13 protein-coding genes are annotated in these 16,174 nt (G+C 71.7%); 7 read left to right on the plus strand and 6 right to left on the minus strand.

Annotation, left to right across the window (positions count from 1 at the left end; all coding sequences use genetic code 11):
• Positions 1–27 precede the first annotated feature (27 nt).
• From JIG36_RS39360 to JIG36_RS39395, 7 genes are all read left to right on the plus strand, one after another.
• The gene (locus JIG36_RS39360; protein ID WP_203381554.1) at positions 28–2,799 is read left to right on the plus strand and encodes an SWIM zinc finger family protein; all 2,772 of its coding nucleotides are present in this window, start codon (positions 28–30) and stop codon (positions 2,797–2,799) included.
• A gap of 90 nt (positions 2,800–2,889) precedes the next feature.
• On the plus strand, positions 2,890–3,951 hold the full coding sequence (locus tag JIG36_RS39365) for an ATP-binding protein (RefSeq protein WP_203381555.1): 1,062 nt from the start codon (positions 2,890–2,892) through the stop codon (positions 3,949–3,951).
• A complete protein-coding gene (locus tag JIG36_RS39375; protein WP_236049108.1) occupies positions 3,944–6,391 on the plus strand; it encodes a DUF5682 family protein in 2,448 nt (815 codons plus the stop codon). Before JIG36_RS39365 ends, JIG36_RS39375 begins: the two co-directional genes overlap by 8 nt.
• Positions 6,388–7,590 carry a VWA domain-containing protein gene (locus JIG36_RS39380; protein ID WP_307873091.1) on the plus strand — a complete coding sequence of 401 codons (1,203 nt, stop codon included), beginning with the start codon at positions 6,388–6,390 and terminating at the stop codon, positions 7,588–7,590. The genes JIG36_RS39375 and JIG36_RS39380 overlap by 4 nt, the downstream gene beginning before the upstream one ends.
• A gap of 200 nt (positions 7,591–7,790) precedes the next feature.
• A complete protein-coding gene (locus JIG36_RS39385) occupies positions 7,791–8,552 on the plus strand; it encodes a class I SAM-dependent methyltransferase (RefSeq protein WP_203381556.1) in 762 nt (253 codons plus the stop codon).
• Positions 8,553–8,613: 61 nt separating this feature from the next.
• Positions 8,614–9,048: a nitroreductase family deazaflavin-dependent oxidoreductase gene (locus JIG36_RS39390; RefSeq protein WP_203381557.1), complete on the plus strand. Its 435-nt coding sequence runs from the start codon at positions 8,614–8,616 to the stop codon at positions 9,046–9,048.
• Between the two features lie 262 nt (positions 9,049–9,310).
• Entirely contained in the window at positions 9,311–10,456 is a 1,146-nt protein-coding gene (locus JIG36_RS39395; protein WP_203381558.1) for a DUF5925 domain-containing protein, read from the plus strand.
• A gap of 93 nt (positions 10,457–10,549) precedes the next feature.
• On the opposite strand, the gene JIG36_RS39400 is transcribed toward JIG36_RS39395, so the two are convergent.
• The 6 genes from JIG36_RS39400 to JIG36_RS39425 form a co-directional block, all read right to left on the minus strand.
• Positions 10,550–10,840, minus strand: coding sequence for a DUF1540 domain-containing protein (locus JIG36_RS39400; RefSeq protein ID WP_184957254.1), 291 nt, complete (start codon positions 10,838–10,840; stop codon positions 10,550–10,552).
• A gap of 105 nt (positions 10,841–10,945) precedes the next feature.
• Entirely contained in the window at positions 10,946–12,148 is a 1,203-nt protein-coding gene (locus tag JIG36_RS39405) for an adenylosuccinate synthetase (RefSeq protein WP_203381559.1), read from the minus strand.
• Positions 12,145–13,101: a hypothetical protein gene (locus JIG36_RS39410; RefSeq protein WP_203381560.1), complete on the minus strand. Its 957-nt coding sequence runs from the start codon at positions 13,099–13,101 to the stop codon at positions 12,145–12,147. Before JIG36_RS39410 ends, JIG36_RS39405 begins: the two co-directional genes overlap by 4 nt.
• Before the next feature lie 14 nt (positions 13,102–13,115).
• Positions 13,116–14,012 (minus strand): protein kinase family protein, encoded by an 897-nt coding sequence (locus tag JIG36_RS39415; RefSeq protein WP_203381561.1) that lies wholly within the window; start codon positions 14,010–14,012, stop codon positions 13,116–13,118.
• Positions 14,009–14,749, minus strand: a complete 741-nt coding sequence (locus JIG36_RS39420) for an NUDIX hydrolase (RefSeq protein ID WP_203381562.1) — start codon at positions 14,747–14,749, stop codon at positions 14,009–14,011. Before JIG36_RS39420 ends, JIG36_RS39415 begins: the two co-directional genes overlap by 4 nt.
• A 101-nt stretch (positions 14,750–14,850) precedes the next feature.
• A complete protein-coding gene (locus JIG36_RS39425) occupies positions 14,851–16,107 on the minus strand; it encodes an IPT/TIG domain-containing protein (RefSeq protein ID WP_203381563.1) in 1,257 nt (418 codons plus the stop codon).
• Positions 16,108–16,174: the final 67 nt, after the last annotated feature.

The raw sequence follows: 16,174 nt of genomic DNA on the forward strand, positions 1-16,174 counted from the left end.
GTCGTACGGGCGGCCTAGGGTTTCCCCGTGCCAGTCGAACGATGGTCCGCAGCTCAGGTCGAGACACTCGCCCCCGATGCCTCGTCGGTGAAGGCCGCCCGCAGCCTGTCGTTCCCGGCCTCCTGGTCGGCGACCGGGCGGCTCGACGACATCCTGTGGGGACAGTGCCGCAACTATCAGGTCTGCGTCGACCTGACCGGCCCGGCGTTCAAATGCTCCTGCCCGAGCCGCAAGATCCCGTGCAAACACTCGCTGGCGCTGCTGATGCTGTGGGCCGAGTCCGATGTGGCTGACGCGCCGGCCGCCGAGTTCGCGAAGGAGTGGCAGGCCGCACGGGCGGCCCGGGCCGCGGCCAAGCCCAAGACGGCCTCCGCGCCCGATCCGGTCGCCGCCGCCAAGCGGGTCGAGCAGCGCGCCGAGCGGGTCGCGGGTGGCATGGCCGAGCTGCGCCGGTGGCTCGACGACCAGATCCGGCAGGGGCTGGCCGGGGCCCAGCGTTCGGGCCACCAGCCGTACGAGGCGATGGCCGCTCGTCTGGTCGACGCTCAGGCGCCGAGTGCGGCCAACGCGGTGCGCCGGCTCGGCACGATCGCGGGCATCGGGCCGCACTGGGCCGACCGGCTCCTGGGCGAGCTGGCGTTGCTGCGGCTGCTCGTCTCGGGCTACGACCGGCTCGCCGAGCTGCCGCCCGAGCTGGCCGCCACCGTCCGCAGCCGCATCGGATTCCCCGTCGCCACCGAAGAGGTGCTGGCCGGGCCGCGTGTCTCCGACCGGTGGCAGGTGCTCGGCCAGGTCGAGATCGACGACGGCGCACTGACCACCCGGCGCACGTGGCTGCGGGGCGAGGCGCAGGGCCGGTTCGCGCTGGTGCTGTCGTTCGCGGCGCCGGGCCAGCCGATGACCTCCGATCTGGTGCCGGGCACGGAGTTCCGCGGCGAGCTGGCGTTCTATCCGGGTTCGGCGCCGCTGCGGGCCCTGGTGGCCGAGAAGGCGAGCGCGGCCGAGCCGTTCCGCGAGCCCAGCGGCGCCCTGCCCCTGGCCGGGGCGCTGGCCGGATACAGCGAGACCGTCGCCGCCGAGCCCTGGCGGTTCGACGCGCCGGTGCTGCTCGCCGGTGTCGTGCCGAGCGGCGACGGCTGGCTGGTCGACGAGAGCGGCGCCGCCCTTCCGCTCGCGCCGGGGCACCGTGATCCGTGGTGGCTTCTGGCCGCGGCCGGCGGGCATCCGGCGACCGTGGCCGCCGAGTGGTCGCCGGCCGGTCTGCGGCCGCTGGCGGCGTGGGCCGGGGGCGAATTCGTGGCCGCCGCTCCCCCGCTGCCCGATGCGGGCGCGCCACGCCACCCCGAGCTGCCGCCCGAGTTGCTGGCGTCGGCCCTGGTCGGCACCAACCGCCGCCCCTGGACGGGCGAGGCCGCGCTGCTCGACGCCGCCGCCGTGGCCCTGACCCGCCGGCGGGCGGGGGCACTGCCCGGCCACGGCCACGAGGCGGTGCACGCCACGCCGGGCGAGACGGAGGCGCCGCTGCCCTCCGCGGCCGGCCTCCGCCTGCAACGCATCCTGAGTGGTGCCGTGCCGGGTGGCGCTCAGCTCGCCCAGGAACTGCTGAGCCAGTGGCTCGCCGCCGCGGCCGAGCGCGGTGGTCACGTGCCGCCGTCCGCCCTGCCGGCGCTGCTCGACGCGGGCCGCCGCAACTCGATCGTCCGGCCGGCCCTGGCCCGGGTGGCCGGTCGCCGGGGCGCGTGGCTGGCCGGCATGCGTGTCGACTGGCGCTGGCTGCGTGACGAGGCGCAGGTCGCGGTGGTCCTCCCCGACTGGCACACCGGCAGTTCGGGCGAACGGGTGGGCTACCTGACACAGCTGCGGTCGACCGACCCGGCCCGGGCCCGCGAGCTGGTCGAGAGCACGTGGGCCGAGGAGTCGTCCGACGACCGGGCCCGGTTCGTCGGCGCCCTCTCCACCGGCCTGTCCACCGACGACGACCCGTTCCTCGAGCGCGCCCTCGACGACCGCCGCAAGGAGGTGCGCGAGGCCGCCCTCGACCTGCTGCGGCGGCTGCCCGGTTCGCAGCTGCGCGGCCGCATGGCCGAGCGCGCCCTGACGATGGTGCGGCGCGAACGACGCATGATCGGCTCCGACCGTCTGGTCGTGTCGCCGCCCGAGGAGCTCGACGCGGGACTGCGCCGCGACGGTGTGGCGTCCACGCCCGCGCGCGGCATCGGGGTCAGCGCCTGGCTGCTGGAAGAGATCGTCGCCGCCACTCCGCTCGACACGTGGTCCGATCCGGCCACGATGCTGCGGCTGGTGCGCAGCAACGACTGGGAGGCTCCGCTGCTGCACGGCTGGGCGAAGGCCGCGGTCGTCCAGCAGGATGCCGCCTGGGCCACGGCGTTGCTCACCGACGTGTCGGGGGCGCTGCGGGAATCCGTACGGTGGGACCTGCATCTCGTTCTTCCGCCCGACGAGCTGGGAAGGATGGCCGCCGAAGCACTGCGCCGCGACGACGGGCTGGCGAACCGGCTGCTCGCGATCCATCCCGGCCGGTGGCCCGAGCACCTGTCGGTGGCCGTTCTCGAGACGATCGCCCACCGCGCCCGCACCGACCGGCACACGTGGCAGCTGGGCGAGTTGTGCCGCGAGGCCGGGCTGGCCATGCCTCCGGCGTACGCCGATCTGGTGTCCCGCCTCGCGTTGCAGCTCGACCAGGATTCGGGTGATTCCTCCCGCGTACGGCCGGTGGCCGACCTGGCCCGCACATTGACGTTCCGCCAAGAGATGTTCGACGAGCTCAGAGCCTCCTGATCCCACCTTCCACACCGGACGACCCGACGCCGATTTCTTGTCAGAGGCAGGCGATAACCTGCGGTTCTGGCCGAGAACAAGGAGTTACACGTGACCGCACTGCGCCCGCACGCCGAGGACCAGTACGCCGAAGAGCTGGCCCTGCTCGCCGACGCCGACGACCGGCCCCGCCCGCCCGGCTGGCGGCTGTCCCCGCAGGCCGTGGTGACCTATCTGCTCGGCGACGGCGCCAAGATCACCCCGAAGTACGTGGGACCCCGCCGTCTCATGGAGGTCGCGGTGTCCACGCTCGTGACCGATCGGGCGCTGCTGCTGCTCGGCGTCCCCGGCACGGCGAAGACGTGGGTCTCCGAACACCTCGCCGCGGCGATCTCGGGTGACTCCACGCTGCTCGTGCAGGGCACGGCCGGCACGGCGGAAGAGGCCATCCGCTACGGGTGGAACTACGCCCGCCTGTTGGCCGAGGGCCCGTCCGAGGCGGCGCTCGTGGCCAGCCCGATCATGCGGGCCATGCAGACCGGCACGATCGCCCGGCTCGAGGAGCTGACCCGCGTGCCGTCCGATGTGCAGGACGCGCTGATCACGATCCTCTCCGAGAAGACGTTGCCGGTGCCCGAGCTGAACACCGAGGTGCAGGCGCAGCGCGGCTTCAACCTGATCGCCACCGCCAACGACCGCGACCGCGGGGTCAACGAGCTGTCCAGCGCCCTGCGGCGCCGGTTCAACACGGTGGTGCTGCCGGTGCCGGCCTCGGCCGACGACGAGGTCGAGATCGTCGCCCGGCGGGTGGCCCAGCTCGGCAAGTCGCTCGACCTGCCCGAGGTGCCGGCCGCGCTCGACGAGATCCGGCGCGTGGTGACGGTCTTCCGCGAGCTGCGCAGCGGCCTCACCGAAGACGGCCGCACCAAGCTGAAGTCGCCCACCGGCACGCTGTCGACGGCCGAGGCGATCTCGGTGATCACCAACGGCATGGCGCTGGCCGCGCACTTCGGCGACGGCCGTCTGCACCCGGCCGACGTGGCGGCGGGCATCGTCGGCGCGGTCGTGAAAGACCCGGTCTCCGACGGTGTGGTGTGGCGCGAATACCTGGAGACCGTCGTGCGGGAGCGGTCCGACTGGCGCGACTTCTACCGGGCCGCCCGCGATGCCTGAGCGTCTCTACGGCATTCGTCACCACGGCCCGGGGTCGGCCCGGGCCGTGGTGCAGGAACTCGAACGGCAGCCGCCCGACGTGCTGCTGATCGAGGGCCCGCCCGAGGCCGATGCGCTGGTGCGCTGGGTGGCCGATGCCGGGCTGGAGCCGCCGGTGGCGTTGCTGGGCTATGCGTCCGACGATCCGCGGCGGGCGGCGTTCTGGCCGTTCGCGGTGTTCTCGCCGGAGTGGCAGGCGATCCGGTGGGCGGTCGAGCGGGGGGTGCCGGTCCGGTTCTTCGACCTGCCGTTCGCTTATCGCCTGGCCGGTGACGCGCCGGTGGCGAGGCTCGCGCCGGACACGCCGGACACGCCGGACACGCCGGACACGCCGGACACGCCGGACACGCCGGTGGCGCCGGCCGGGCCGGTCGCGCAGCCGCTGCCGTCGCCTGGCGCGCCGGCGGAGTCGCTTGACGGGCCGGACGCCGATGAGGCCGACGCGGAGTCGCTGGGCCCCTCAGACGCCGACGTCGGCGCTGGACAGCCGGGTGGACACGACGCGGACCCAGCCGACGCGGACCAGGGTGAGGCGGAGCCGGCGCGGGCGGTGCGGCCGGTTGATCCGATCGGGGAGCTGGCGGCCGCGGCGGGGTACGACGATCCCGAGCGGTGGTGGGAAGACGTTGTGGAGCATCGGGGAATGCCCGCGTTCGAGGCCATCGCCGAGGCCATGACGGCCATCCGCGAGGCGTCGCCGGAAGACCCGGACGACCTGGTGCGCGAGGCGTACATGCGGAGCGTGCTCCGTGAGGTGCGCAAGACGTACGAGGACATCGCGGTCGTCTGCGGGGCGTGGCACGTGCCGGCGCTGGCCCGCAAGGTTGCCGTCAAGGATGACAACGCGCTGCTCAAGGGACGCCGGAAGGCGAAGGTCGACTTCACCTGGGTGCCGTGGACCTACGGGCGGCTGGCGTCGTGGTCGGGGTACGGCGCGGGTGTCAGCTCGCCGGGCTGGTACCACCACCTGTTCACCTCGGCCGACGAGGTGGTGCCGCGCTGGCTCGTCGACGCGGCCGGGGTGCTGCGGGCCGAAGGGGTGCCGACCTCCTCCGCCCACATCATCGAGGCCGCCCGGCTGGCCGAGGCGCTCGCGACGCTGCGCGGGCGGCCGCTGGCCGGGCTGGCCGAGGTGACCGAGGCGGCCGAGTCGGTCATGTGCGACGGCGAACCGCTGCGGGTCGAGCTGATCACCCGCAAGCTCGTGGTCGGTGAACGCCTCGGTGGGGTGCCCGACGACATGCCCTCCGTACCGCTGGCGAAGGATCTGGCCGCCCAGCAGCGTTCGGCCCGGCTCAAGCCGGAGGCGCTGGAGCGCGCGCTCGACCTCGACCTGCGGAAAGAGACCGACCTCAAACGCAGCCGTCTGCTGCACCGCTTGCGCACGATCGGGGTGCCGTGGGGCGAACCCGCCGCGACCCGCCGGGGCACGGGCACGTTCCGCGAGGAATGGCGCCTGCGATGGCAGCCCGAGTTCGCGGTCAGCCTCGTCGAGGGCAGCATGTACGGCACCACGGTGGCCGCGGCCGCCACGGCCAAGGTCGTGCGGGCCGCCGACAAGGCCGAGACGCTGGCCGACGTGACCGCGCTGGTCGAGACCTGCCTGCTGGCCGATCTCGCCGAGGCGTACCCGCGGGTGCTGGCCTCCCTCGACACCCGGGCCGCGCTCGACGCCGACGTGAACCACCTGATGGCGGCGATCCCGGCGCTGGCGCGCACGCTGAGATACGGCGATGTGCGGCGTACGGACGTGGCCGGGCTCGCCACCGTGACCACCAGCCTGCTCGGCCGGGTCTGCGCCGCGCTGCCGTCGGCGGTCGGCTCGCTCTCGGACGAGGCGGCCAAGATGCTGCGCGATCGGATCGACGGGGTGCATTCCGCGGTCGGCCTGCTCGAAGACGACGACCTGCGCGAACGCTGGCTCTCCACGCTGGCGTCGCTGGCCGGGCGGGCCGACCTGCACGGGTTGCTCGCCGGGCGGCTGACCCGGCTACTGCTCGACGCGGGCCGGCTCGACGGCGCCGAGGTGCGGCGGCGGATGCGTCTGCCGCTGACCGTCGGAACTGCCCCGGCCCACGCGGCGGCCTGGGTCGAGGGGTTCCTGTCCGGTGGCGGGCTGCTGCTGGTGCACGACGACGCACTGCTCGCGCTGCTCGACGACTGGCTCGCGGACATTGCGGCCGACGCGTTCGACGATGTGCTGCCGTTGCTGCGGCGCACGTTCGGGGCGTTCGAGACCGGCGAGCGGCGGGCCATCGGAGAGCGGGTGGCCGGGCCGCGGGCCGGTGATCCGGGGGCGACCGCGGGTGGGCTCGGCTTCGATCCGGGCCGGGCCGATCTGGTGCTGCCCACGCTCCGGGCTTTGCTGGGCCACGACGTGACGGCCGGGGAGGCCTTGTGAGTGACGAGACCGTGGACGAGACGGCTCGGGAACGGCTGCGGCGCTGGCGGATGGTTCTCGGCGGGCCGGCCGAGGAAGCGCTGGGCAAGGCGGAGGGCCGGGACGGGGCGATGGATTCCGCGTTGTCCGCGCTCTACGACTCCGGTGGGGAGGGCGACGGGGAACGCAGCAGCCGCCGGTCGGCGGGGCTGGGCGGGTCGGCGCCCAAGGTGGCGCGCTGGCTCGGGGACATCCGGGAGTACTTTCCGAGCACGGTCGTCCAGGTCATGCAGCAGGATGCGATCGAGCGGCTCGACCTGACCCGGCTGCTGCTCGAACCCGAGATGCTGAACGCCGTCGAGCCCGATGTGCATCTGGTCGGCACGCTGCTCTCGCTGAACCGCGTGATGCCCGACAAGACCAAGGACGCGGCCCGGCAGGTCGTCCGTACGGTGGTCGAGCAGTTGGAGAAGCGGATCGAGCAGAAGACCCGGGCCGCGGTGACCGGGGCGCTCAACCGGGCCGCCCGGATCAACCGGCCCCGGCATGCCGACATCGACTGGAACCGCACGATCCAGGCGAACCTCAAGCACTACCAGGCCGAGCACCGCACGGTCATTCCGGAGCGGCTGATCGGGTACGGGCGTCGCACCTCCGCCGTGCAGCGCGATGTGGTGCTGTGCGTCGACCAGTCGGGCTCGATGGCGGCTTCGGTTGTCTTCTCCGGCGTGTTCGCGGCCGTGCTGGCGTCGATGAAGTCACTGCGTACGTCGCTGGTCGTCTTCGACACCGCCGTCGTCGATCTGACCGAGCAGCTCGAAGACCCGGTCGAGGTGCTGTTCGGCACGCAGCTGGGCGGGGGCACGGACATCAACCGGGCCATCGCGTACAGCCAGCAGTTGATCACGCGGCCTCGCGACAGCATCTTCGTGCTGATCAGCGACCTGTACGAGGGTGGCGTGCGCGACCAGATGCTGCGGCGGGTGGCCGAGATGACGGCGGCCGGGGTGCAGGTCGTGGTGTTGCTCGCGCTCTCCGACGAGGGGGCGCCGGCCTACGACCACGAGAACGCGGCGGCGCTCGCGGCGCTCGGTGTGCCGGCTTTCGCGTGTACGCCGGACGCCTTCCCCGACCTCATGGCGGCCGCGATCGAGCGCCGCGATCTGAAGGCGTTCGCGGAACGGTTCGCGGACGAGCGCCGGGAGGGCGGAGGCAGGTGACGCCGTGGCCGCGGTCGCAGGCGCATCGCGAACGCGGGGCGGAGTGGGCGCGCGGGCGGCAGCGGGCGGCTGTTCCCGGCGGGGAGTGCGGCGGCGTGCGGCAGGGCTCCCGACGGTGTCGGCGGCGAGGCTTGGGAGGGGTGTCGCGGCGGGCGGGACGAGGGTTGTGAGGGGTGGGTGCGGTAACTAGCGTGTACGTCATGAGTGCTTACTTGAGCAACCCTCGTGTGTGGCAGGAAAGCTGGGATCGGCAGCAGCAGGCGTTCCTGCCCGATCGGGAGGAGCGGTTCGCCGCGATGCTCGAGGCGGTTGCTGCCACGACCGAGGGCTCGGCGCCGCGAGTGCTTGATCTGGCCGGCGGCACGGGCACGATCTCGTTGCGCACGCTGGCCCGGTTCCCGGGGGCGCGGGTCACGGTGCTCGACCAGGATCCGGTGCTGATGGCGATCGCCTCGGCCTCGCTGCGTGACCGCGGCACGGTGGTCGACGCCGACCTGGGTGACCCGGGGTGGCGGGCGAAGTTGCCGGAAGAGGGCTTCGACGCCGTGCTGACCGCGACCGCCCTGCACTGGCTGCCGGCCGAGCGGGTGGCGGCGCTCTACGGGGAGGTTCGCGAGGTGCTGCGGCCGGGTGGGATCTTCGTGAACGCCGACCACATGCCCGAGGAGTCGCTGCCCACGCTGTCGGAGCGGCTGCGCGATCACGGCCGGGCCGAGCGTGAGGCGCGCTATGCCGCGGGCGCAGCTACGTCGTGGGGTGACTGGTGGGCGCGCGCGGCGGCCGACGAGTTCCTGGCGCCCAAGGCGGTCGAGCGCGAGCGCATCTATCCACAGACGCGGCACAGTCAGGAGTGGACGCCGCCCGCGCTGTGGCACGTCGACGCGTTGCGGGTGGCCGGCTTCAGCGAGGCCGGCGTGCTGTGGCGAGGCGGCACGGACGCGGCAGTCGTCGGCCTGCGCTGAAACCCGCGTGGTGATTGACGTCTCGGGATCGGGTGGGCAGGGGCGCGCCTAAGCTGGGTTGGTGCCTTTGACTGGAGAATATGAGCCCAGCACCTCCGACTGGGCCCGCAAGCAGGCCGACAAGATCGAAGAGAGCGGCGGCACCGCCGGGAACGAGCTGAACGGCTATCCGGTGGTGCTGCTGACCTCCGTGGGCGCCAAGACCGGCAAGCTGCGCAAGACGCCGTTGATGAAGGTCGAGCACGAGGGCGAATACGCGGTGGTCGGCTCGCTCGGCGGGGCCCCGAAGAACCCGGTGTGGGTCTACAACCTGCGCAAGCAGCCGCACGTCGAGCTGCGCGACGAGACCGAGGAACACGACTACGTGGCGCGCGAGATCGAGGGGGACGAGCGCGCGGTCTGGTGGGAGCGCGCGGTTGCGGCTTTCCCCAACTACGCCTCGTACCAGAAGAAGACCGACCGCCTCATCCCGGTGTTCGTCCTCACGCGGCGGTAGGAGCCGCGGCGGAGGAAGCGCGACCCCAAGGCAGGGGACGCGGCGGAGGAAGCGCGACCGCGAGGCAGGGGACGCGACGGCCGGACACCCGACCGCAAGGCAGGGGACGCGACGGCCGGACACCCGACCGCAAGACAGGGGACGCGACAGCCGGAGACCCGGCCGCGGGGCACGCTGTGACGGGGGACGCGACGGTAGGGGACGCGGGTGAACTGAGGGAAAACCGGGTGCCATAACGGCATCGACGGACGATCATCGTTGTATGCGTACTCCCCACCAGTCCGTCGACCGGCTCGGCAGCCGGCACGTCGATCAGGCGCCCACCGCGCCCGTGTCGGCCACCCTGCCGTTGGCCGGTGCGGTGGACGACGGCGACCGCCTGGTCGACGTGGTGGACCTGCTCGCGCTGGACGCCTTCGTCACGGGCCGGGAGCCGTACGGCCGCAGCAAGTATCTGGAGAACGTGCGCGCCGACGCACCCCTGACCGTCGAGGACGCCCGCGTCGTCCGGGACGCGCTCGACGAGGACGGCCAGGGCCGGCTCGCCGTCGGCGACGGCTGGACGCTGCACGTGAACCGCTGGAAGCAGAGCCGCCGCGCCCGGGTCACGGTCACCGCGGTCAGCGCCGAACTGGCCGAGACCATCCTCGAGGCGGCCGTGAAGGACGCCGTCCAGGAGCCCGAGCCGACTCCTGACAACGTGCCGATCGGGTTCTGGCACTTCGGACAGCACGGCCCGCGCCGCGCCGCGCGGGAGATCGACGCCGCGCCGTGGGAGACGATCCGCCGCAACTACGCCAGCCCGGTCGCGGCCACCCTGGAACGGCTGATGGCGCTTGACGCCAAGACGATCAGCGGCCGCCTCCTGCTGCTGCACGGCGAACCCGGCACCGGCAAGACGACGGCCCTGCGCGCGCTCGCCCAGCAGTGGCGTTCGTGGTGCCAGGTCGACTGCGTGCTCGACCCGGAACGGCTGTTCAACGACCCCGCCTATCTGATGAGCGTGGCGCTGGGCAGCGACGACGAGGACGAGCCACGCTGGCGCCTGCTGATGCTGGAGGACTGCGACGAGCTGATCAGCGGCGAGGCCAAGGCGAGCGCCGGGCAGTCGTTGTCGCGGCTGCTCAACCTCACCGACGGTCTGCTCGGTCAGGGCCGCAACGCGCTGATCGCGATCACGACCAACGAGGACCTGGCGTCGCTGCACCCGGCCGTCGTGCGCCCGGGGCGGTGCCTGGCCAGCATCGAGGTCGGCCGTCTCCCGTACGCCGAAGCGGTCGCCTGGCTGGGCACGTCGCGCGGCATCGGCGCTCAGGGCGCGACGCTCGCCGAACTGTATGCGCTCAAGACCGGTAGCGAGCCGGTAACGGTTCCGAAACCGGAACCCAGCACGGGTATGTATCTGTAAAGGAAGGCTAGCCTAAACCGCACAGAGGCTAACCTAAAACAAATGCGCCCGCCGTCGCGAGGAGCAACGGCGGGCGCATTACCGAGCGTATGGTCAGCCCTTTTCGTACGTCATGCAGTCGGCCTTGTCGCCGGACTCGCCGACCACGATCGCGGGGGCCTTGCACTCGAGGTTCTGGTTGTGCGTGCAGTCGGAGCGCTTACACGCGCCCACCTGCGCCAACGCCTTGCCGGTGCCCCCCTTGTCGCCGGTCACGTAGGTGTCGCACTCGGCCGAGATCGCACTGCCGATGGTGACCGCGAAGGCGGTGCACCCGTCGTGGTTGTAGCCACAGCTGGTCACCGTGCAGGTCTGCACGCGGGGCATTTCCAGCATCTGAGTCATGAGTTCGTCGCCTCCATTTTCCGCAACCCGGTCACGTCGACGATAAACCATTTCCCGGAAATGCCGAAACTACACCACGATTTTAATTGTTTAGGTAAGGCGTCCCTAACAAATGCTATTCAAGAGCTTCTTGTCGGCGGCGCCGGGTCCGTAGGACTCGATCTCCACCGGGGCCGACAGAAGGCTCTCGATGGCCCCGGCCCAGTCGTCCGGCCGGATCAGCGGGCCCGGCCGCGCCCGGTTCAGGCGGGCCGTGAGCGCCTCCTGGTATTCGAGATCACGGGCGGGGCCGGGGACGATCCGGTTCCACGGCTCGCCGTCGAGCAGGTACGAGTTGCAGATCCGCATCGCCGGGCAGCGGCCGGGGCTGTCCAGGTGGGTCACGGCCAAGGCGTCGACCCCGCCGGCCACCTCGACCGCGTACCGGTGGGCGACCGCGTCGAAGTGCCCGACCCGGAACGCGCCCTGCCACTCCCCCGTCGCGTTGTGGCCCTCGGGCAGGTCGAGCGCCGGGTCCTCGGTGACGAACGGGCCCGCGCCGTGCCGGGTCGTGTAGGTGCGCACGACGCCGATCCGCTTGAAATCGCCACAGAGCGACGCCACGTTGTCGTACGTCGTGGTCGACCAGGTCGTGTGCGGGTGCCAGCCGCGCCACTCGTCGAGCAGCACCCCCTGCGCCCCCTCGAAGACACACGGGCCCTCGCCGAGCAGGCGTCCGGTGAACTCGGCACCGACGATCGACACCGTGCGGCCGAAAGCCAGGAACGCGTCGACCACATCGTCGAGGGGCACCCCGGCCGGCCCGAGGTCGGACTCCACCGCCGCCAGGCGACGGCGGAGTCCCGTACGGGAAAGGGTGTCGGAGACGCGCGGCGCCTGCGGGTGACTCAGCGCGTACGCCATGGTCTCGCCGACGCCCATGCCGCACGAACCGTGACGCCCGCCGCCGCGCGCGAGCTCCCGGCGCTGGTTCGCCGCCCGATGCCACGGAGTGGCGAGCAGGGCGTCCCCATCCACCGTGAGCAGCTCGAACGGGTTGCCTAGAACAGCCGCCTCGGAGGCCAGCGCGAGCGGATCGACGACCACGAAGCGTGTCAGGTGGGTGGGCACGCCACGCAGCGTGCCCGAACCGAACTGCGCGAACGTGTGCTGCCGGCCGTCCTCGGTGACCACGTTGTGTGCGGCCTGCGCTCCCCCGTTGAAGCGCAGCACCGCCCGTACGTCCGAGGCCGCGCACAGAGCGTCAACCACCGTGCCCTTGCCCGCGTCCCCGTAACCGAGGTCGACCACCGCGACGTGCTCGCTCACAGTCGTTCGTTCCCCGAAGCCGCGTTGCCGACCGGCAGCGTGCCCCGCCGCACCACGCCGCCACGCTGCAGCGGAGCCAGCGCCTTGCCGACCGTGTTCCGGTGTGCGGAACCGGCGTCGACCAGGTCGTCGAGGCCGGCGTCGAGGTCGATCGTTCCCTCGCCGAGACCCACCGTGAGCGCGATCGTCTCGCACACCGCGTCCAGGTCGTCGAGCTCCAGCACGTTCTGTCCGAGCAGCCCGCGCCACCGCTTCAGCACGTCACGGTTGCCGCCGTGACCGGCCGCGGTGGGCAGCAGGTAGTAGACGTCGAACGTCCGCTGAAGCTCGACGACCAGGGCCTCGGTGCTCATCGGCTCGGTGCGCTCGCCGATGAACTTCTCGACCTCCCGCGGGTTGACCTTCTTGTACGGCATCTCGTCGCCGATCAGGAACAGGTAGCCGCGCCGGCCGCGCTTCTCGTAGGAGTCGAGGGAGGTGTGCCGGGCCATGAAGTACATGGCCAGCTCGTACGACTCGGTCATCTGACCGCCGCCACCGCCCTCGAGCACGATGCGGGCCAGGTCCTCGTCCATCCGGTTGTCCGACTCGAACTGCCCGATCTGCAGCGGGACCCGGTCGCAGGTGGCGTCGCCGACCGCGCCGAACAGGATGTGCGGGTCGGTGGCGTAGCCCTTGCGGGTCAGCAGGCCCAGCAGCTGGGGCAGCTTGGTCTGCAGCACGCGGGGCACGCCGCCCATCGAACCGGTGACGTCGAACAGCACGGCGATCGGCGTGCTGAACGGGTGTTCGTCGCTGTCGCGGCTCTCCCGCTTGGTGACGCCCTTGGGGTCGAGCGCGGCGTGGGCCTGCCGGGCCCCGCTGTCGCTGTAGGCGAAGGCGCTCGCGCCGGTGGCCCGGCGGTAGTTGTCGGCGGCGGTGTACACGTCGGTGGACCAGCGTCCGCTTCCCATGGTTCTGTCCTCCGTCAGATCGTGAAGGGCCGGAATTTGCGCGGCCCGTAGAGGTTGTGCAGGGTCTCGTCGAGTTCGTGGAGCAGGCGCCAGGCGTCCTGGGGCCGCATGCGGGGCGCGTCGTACAGGCAGCCGTCGGCGAACCGGCGCAACGGCTTGGGCAGGTCCTCGCTCAGGCGGACCATGAGGCTGGTCGCCATGTGGATGTCGGTGGCCGGGCTGGCGGTCTTCTCGTTCAGCACCTCGGGCGGGTAGGCGTCGCGTTGCCGCGCGACGATCGCCTTCACACTGGCGCCGGAATAGCACCAGTCGACAAGGGCCAGGCCGTGCTGTTCGGGGTGGATGAGAACGTGTTCCTCGAGAACGGCGCCGTGGATCACGCCGGCTCGGTGGGCCCAGCCGAGGCCGACCAGCAGGCGGCGCCAGATCCAGGCCGTGTCGCGCGGGTCCCTTTTCTTAGCCACCGCGGTCAGTGGCACAAAACCGACAAGCCGTTCCTGTACGTTGATACGCCGTCTTTTCCTTTCGGCGTCCTCGTGCAGGTACGTCTCGATCAGCTTCGGTGCGTACGGCCGGTACTGGGGGTCGCCCTTGTCTCGCAGGATCTTGAGGGCGTCCGCCTCGGCCTCCATCAGGTCGTTGTCGGCCGGACTGCGGGGCACCTTGGTCAGCGTCCCGTTCTCCCCCGCGGCCAGATCGGCGATGTCACCGGTGATGACCCTTTGGTTCCGCTGGTGGTAGAGCCGCGACAGGGTGGCGAAGGCGTGCGTGGCGATCGCGGTCCGGTCATCGCTCACGGCATCCGGATGGACGGCTTTCGCGTACGCCCGGTAGGTGGCCTCTCCATCCCCGCCCAGCTCGCCGAACGAGGTGGCCCGCTCGATCCGCTCGACCGCTTCGGCGAACCTCATCGGACGTCGTCCTCACGGGTCGGCCGCAGCAGCGCCGGGTGCAGCAGACGGGCGTCGCCGGCGCGGTAGAGCTTGGGCTTGGGTCCGCCGCGCTCGCCACCCCGGGTCGCGGTCTCGCCCGTGCTCTCGACGAAGCCCGGCACCGACAGGACCTTGCGGTGGAAGTTGCCGGCGTGCAGTTCCTCGCCCCACACCACGGCGTAGATCTGCCGCAGCTCCGAGATCGTGAACTCGTCCCCCGCGAAGGTGGTGGCCAGCGGCGTGTACTCGAGTTTGGCGCGAGCCCTCTCGAGCCCGTCGGCCAACACGTCGTCGTGGTCGAAGGCGAGGTTGGTGGCCTCTTCGACCGGAACCCAGTAGGCGCCGGCCGCGTCCCCACCGGCGCTCGGGTCGGGCAGGCTGGGCGCGAAGGCCAGATAGGCGACGGAGAAGACCCGCATGCGGGGGTCACGACCCGGATTCCCGTACGTCTTGAGCTGCTCGAGATGAACCCGCTCGAGCGCGCCGACGCCGGTCTCCTCGGCCAGTTCCCGCAGCGCCGCCGCGTCCAGCCCTTCGTCGGGCCGGACGAACCCACCGGGAAGCGCCCGCCGACCGGCGAAGGGGTGCTCGGCGCGCTCGACAAGCAGGACACAAAGCCGCGCATCGCGGATGGTCAGCGCCACCACGTCGGTGGTGACGGCGACCGCCGGGTATGCCCCCGGGTCGTACGAGGCCAGGAATTCCTTCTCGCCCATCCCGTGCTCCAGGTTGTTCTCAGATCGAGTATTTCTCGGTGCGAGAAGAACCTAACACGGCGGCGCCACGGCTTGTCAATACAAGCCGTGGCGCGGTTCGGTCAGTAGGGCCCGACAGTGAACGTGGCGCCGCTGCTGACGATCGTCGGGTTGGCGCTCCCCCCGGCGCCGGTGCCGCCGTCGGCGACAACGGTGAGCACGTACGCCCCCTCGGCGATCGCGACACCCGGCATCGTCGCGCTGTTCGCCGGGTTCAACTGGTCGGCCGCGAGGTCCAACGTGCAGATCAGCTCGGTGTCGCGGATGACCGACACCCCCGTGCACTCGGCCACGCCCCGGTTGCTGTTCGCCACGTAGGCGTCCTTGACCAGGAACACGTGCGCCCCACTGCCGATCGGCGCCGCACCCGCGTCGAAGGTGAGGCTGGAGAAACCGGCGCCGATGACGTCGATCGTGACCTGTGTGCCGGCGGCCGCCTGATTCGGCGTGATCGAGATGCCGTTGGTGTAGCTGAACGGGATCGGCGGGTCGTTCGTCTGGCTGTTGTTGTCGGGGTCGAGGCTGCTCACGGTGCCGCCCGGCGCGTTGACGACGACGGGCAGCCCGTCACCGGCCGCCCGGGGGCCGGTGGTCGCCGTGAAGCTGTTGCCGTTGGCCGCGACCTTGACGTTGGTCAGCGCCACCCCACCGGCCGTGGCCGTGGTCGCCACCGAGGTGGCGGCGAAGCCCGTGCCGTTCACGGTGATCGTCTGGCCGCCGCCGGCCGGGCTGCTCGCCGGCAGGATCGAGGTGATGGTCGGCTTGATCGCCAGGGTGTAGGTCGCCGTGGCCAGGAGCGTGCTGGTGGTGACGTTGTCGCTGTCGTAGACGCAGACGCTCCACCGGGACGAGGTCTGCCCACCCATGAGAACCAGACCGTTGGGGTTGACGGTGCTGGGATTCCCGTTGGCGTCGTTGACCGGGTACGGACTGGACGGCACCTGGAACACGATCTTCGTGGTGCTGATCCGCTTGACCGCGGCCGGGTTGACGGTCAGGGTCCCCGCGGTCGTGAGCAGGTTCGAGACCACGATCGGGCTCACCACCTTGGCCGACGCACTGCAGGCGCTGGAGGCCGCGGTGGTACCGACGTATTGGAACTGCACCGTGGGGTTGGTGCCGGCCGGGAACGGCACCGGGGTCACCGAGTTGGCGGTGACCGAGCCGACGATCGTCGCGCCGCCGCCCGGCCCGGTGGTGCTGCTCAAGGTCATCGTCAACGCCGGCGCCGCCGACGCGGGCGCGCCGGTCGCGGCCAGGACAAGCGACGTGACACCGATCAGGGCCAGCCCGGCCCGGCTCGAAGAACTCCGGTTCATGGGAGAACAACCCTCCTCGAAAAAGCAGCGGTCTGCCCGGCCGAGAGGGCCGGACAGACCGCCGAAG

This window comes from Paractinoplanes ovalisporus (genome assembly GCF_016834655.1).
Classification (GTDB): domain Bacteria; phylum Actinomycetota; class Actinomycetes; order Mycobacteriales; family Micromonosporaceae; genus Actinoplanes; species Actinoplanes ovalisporus.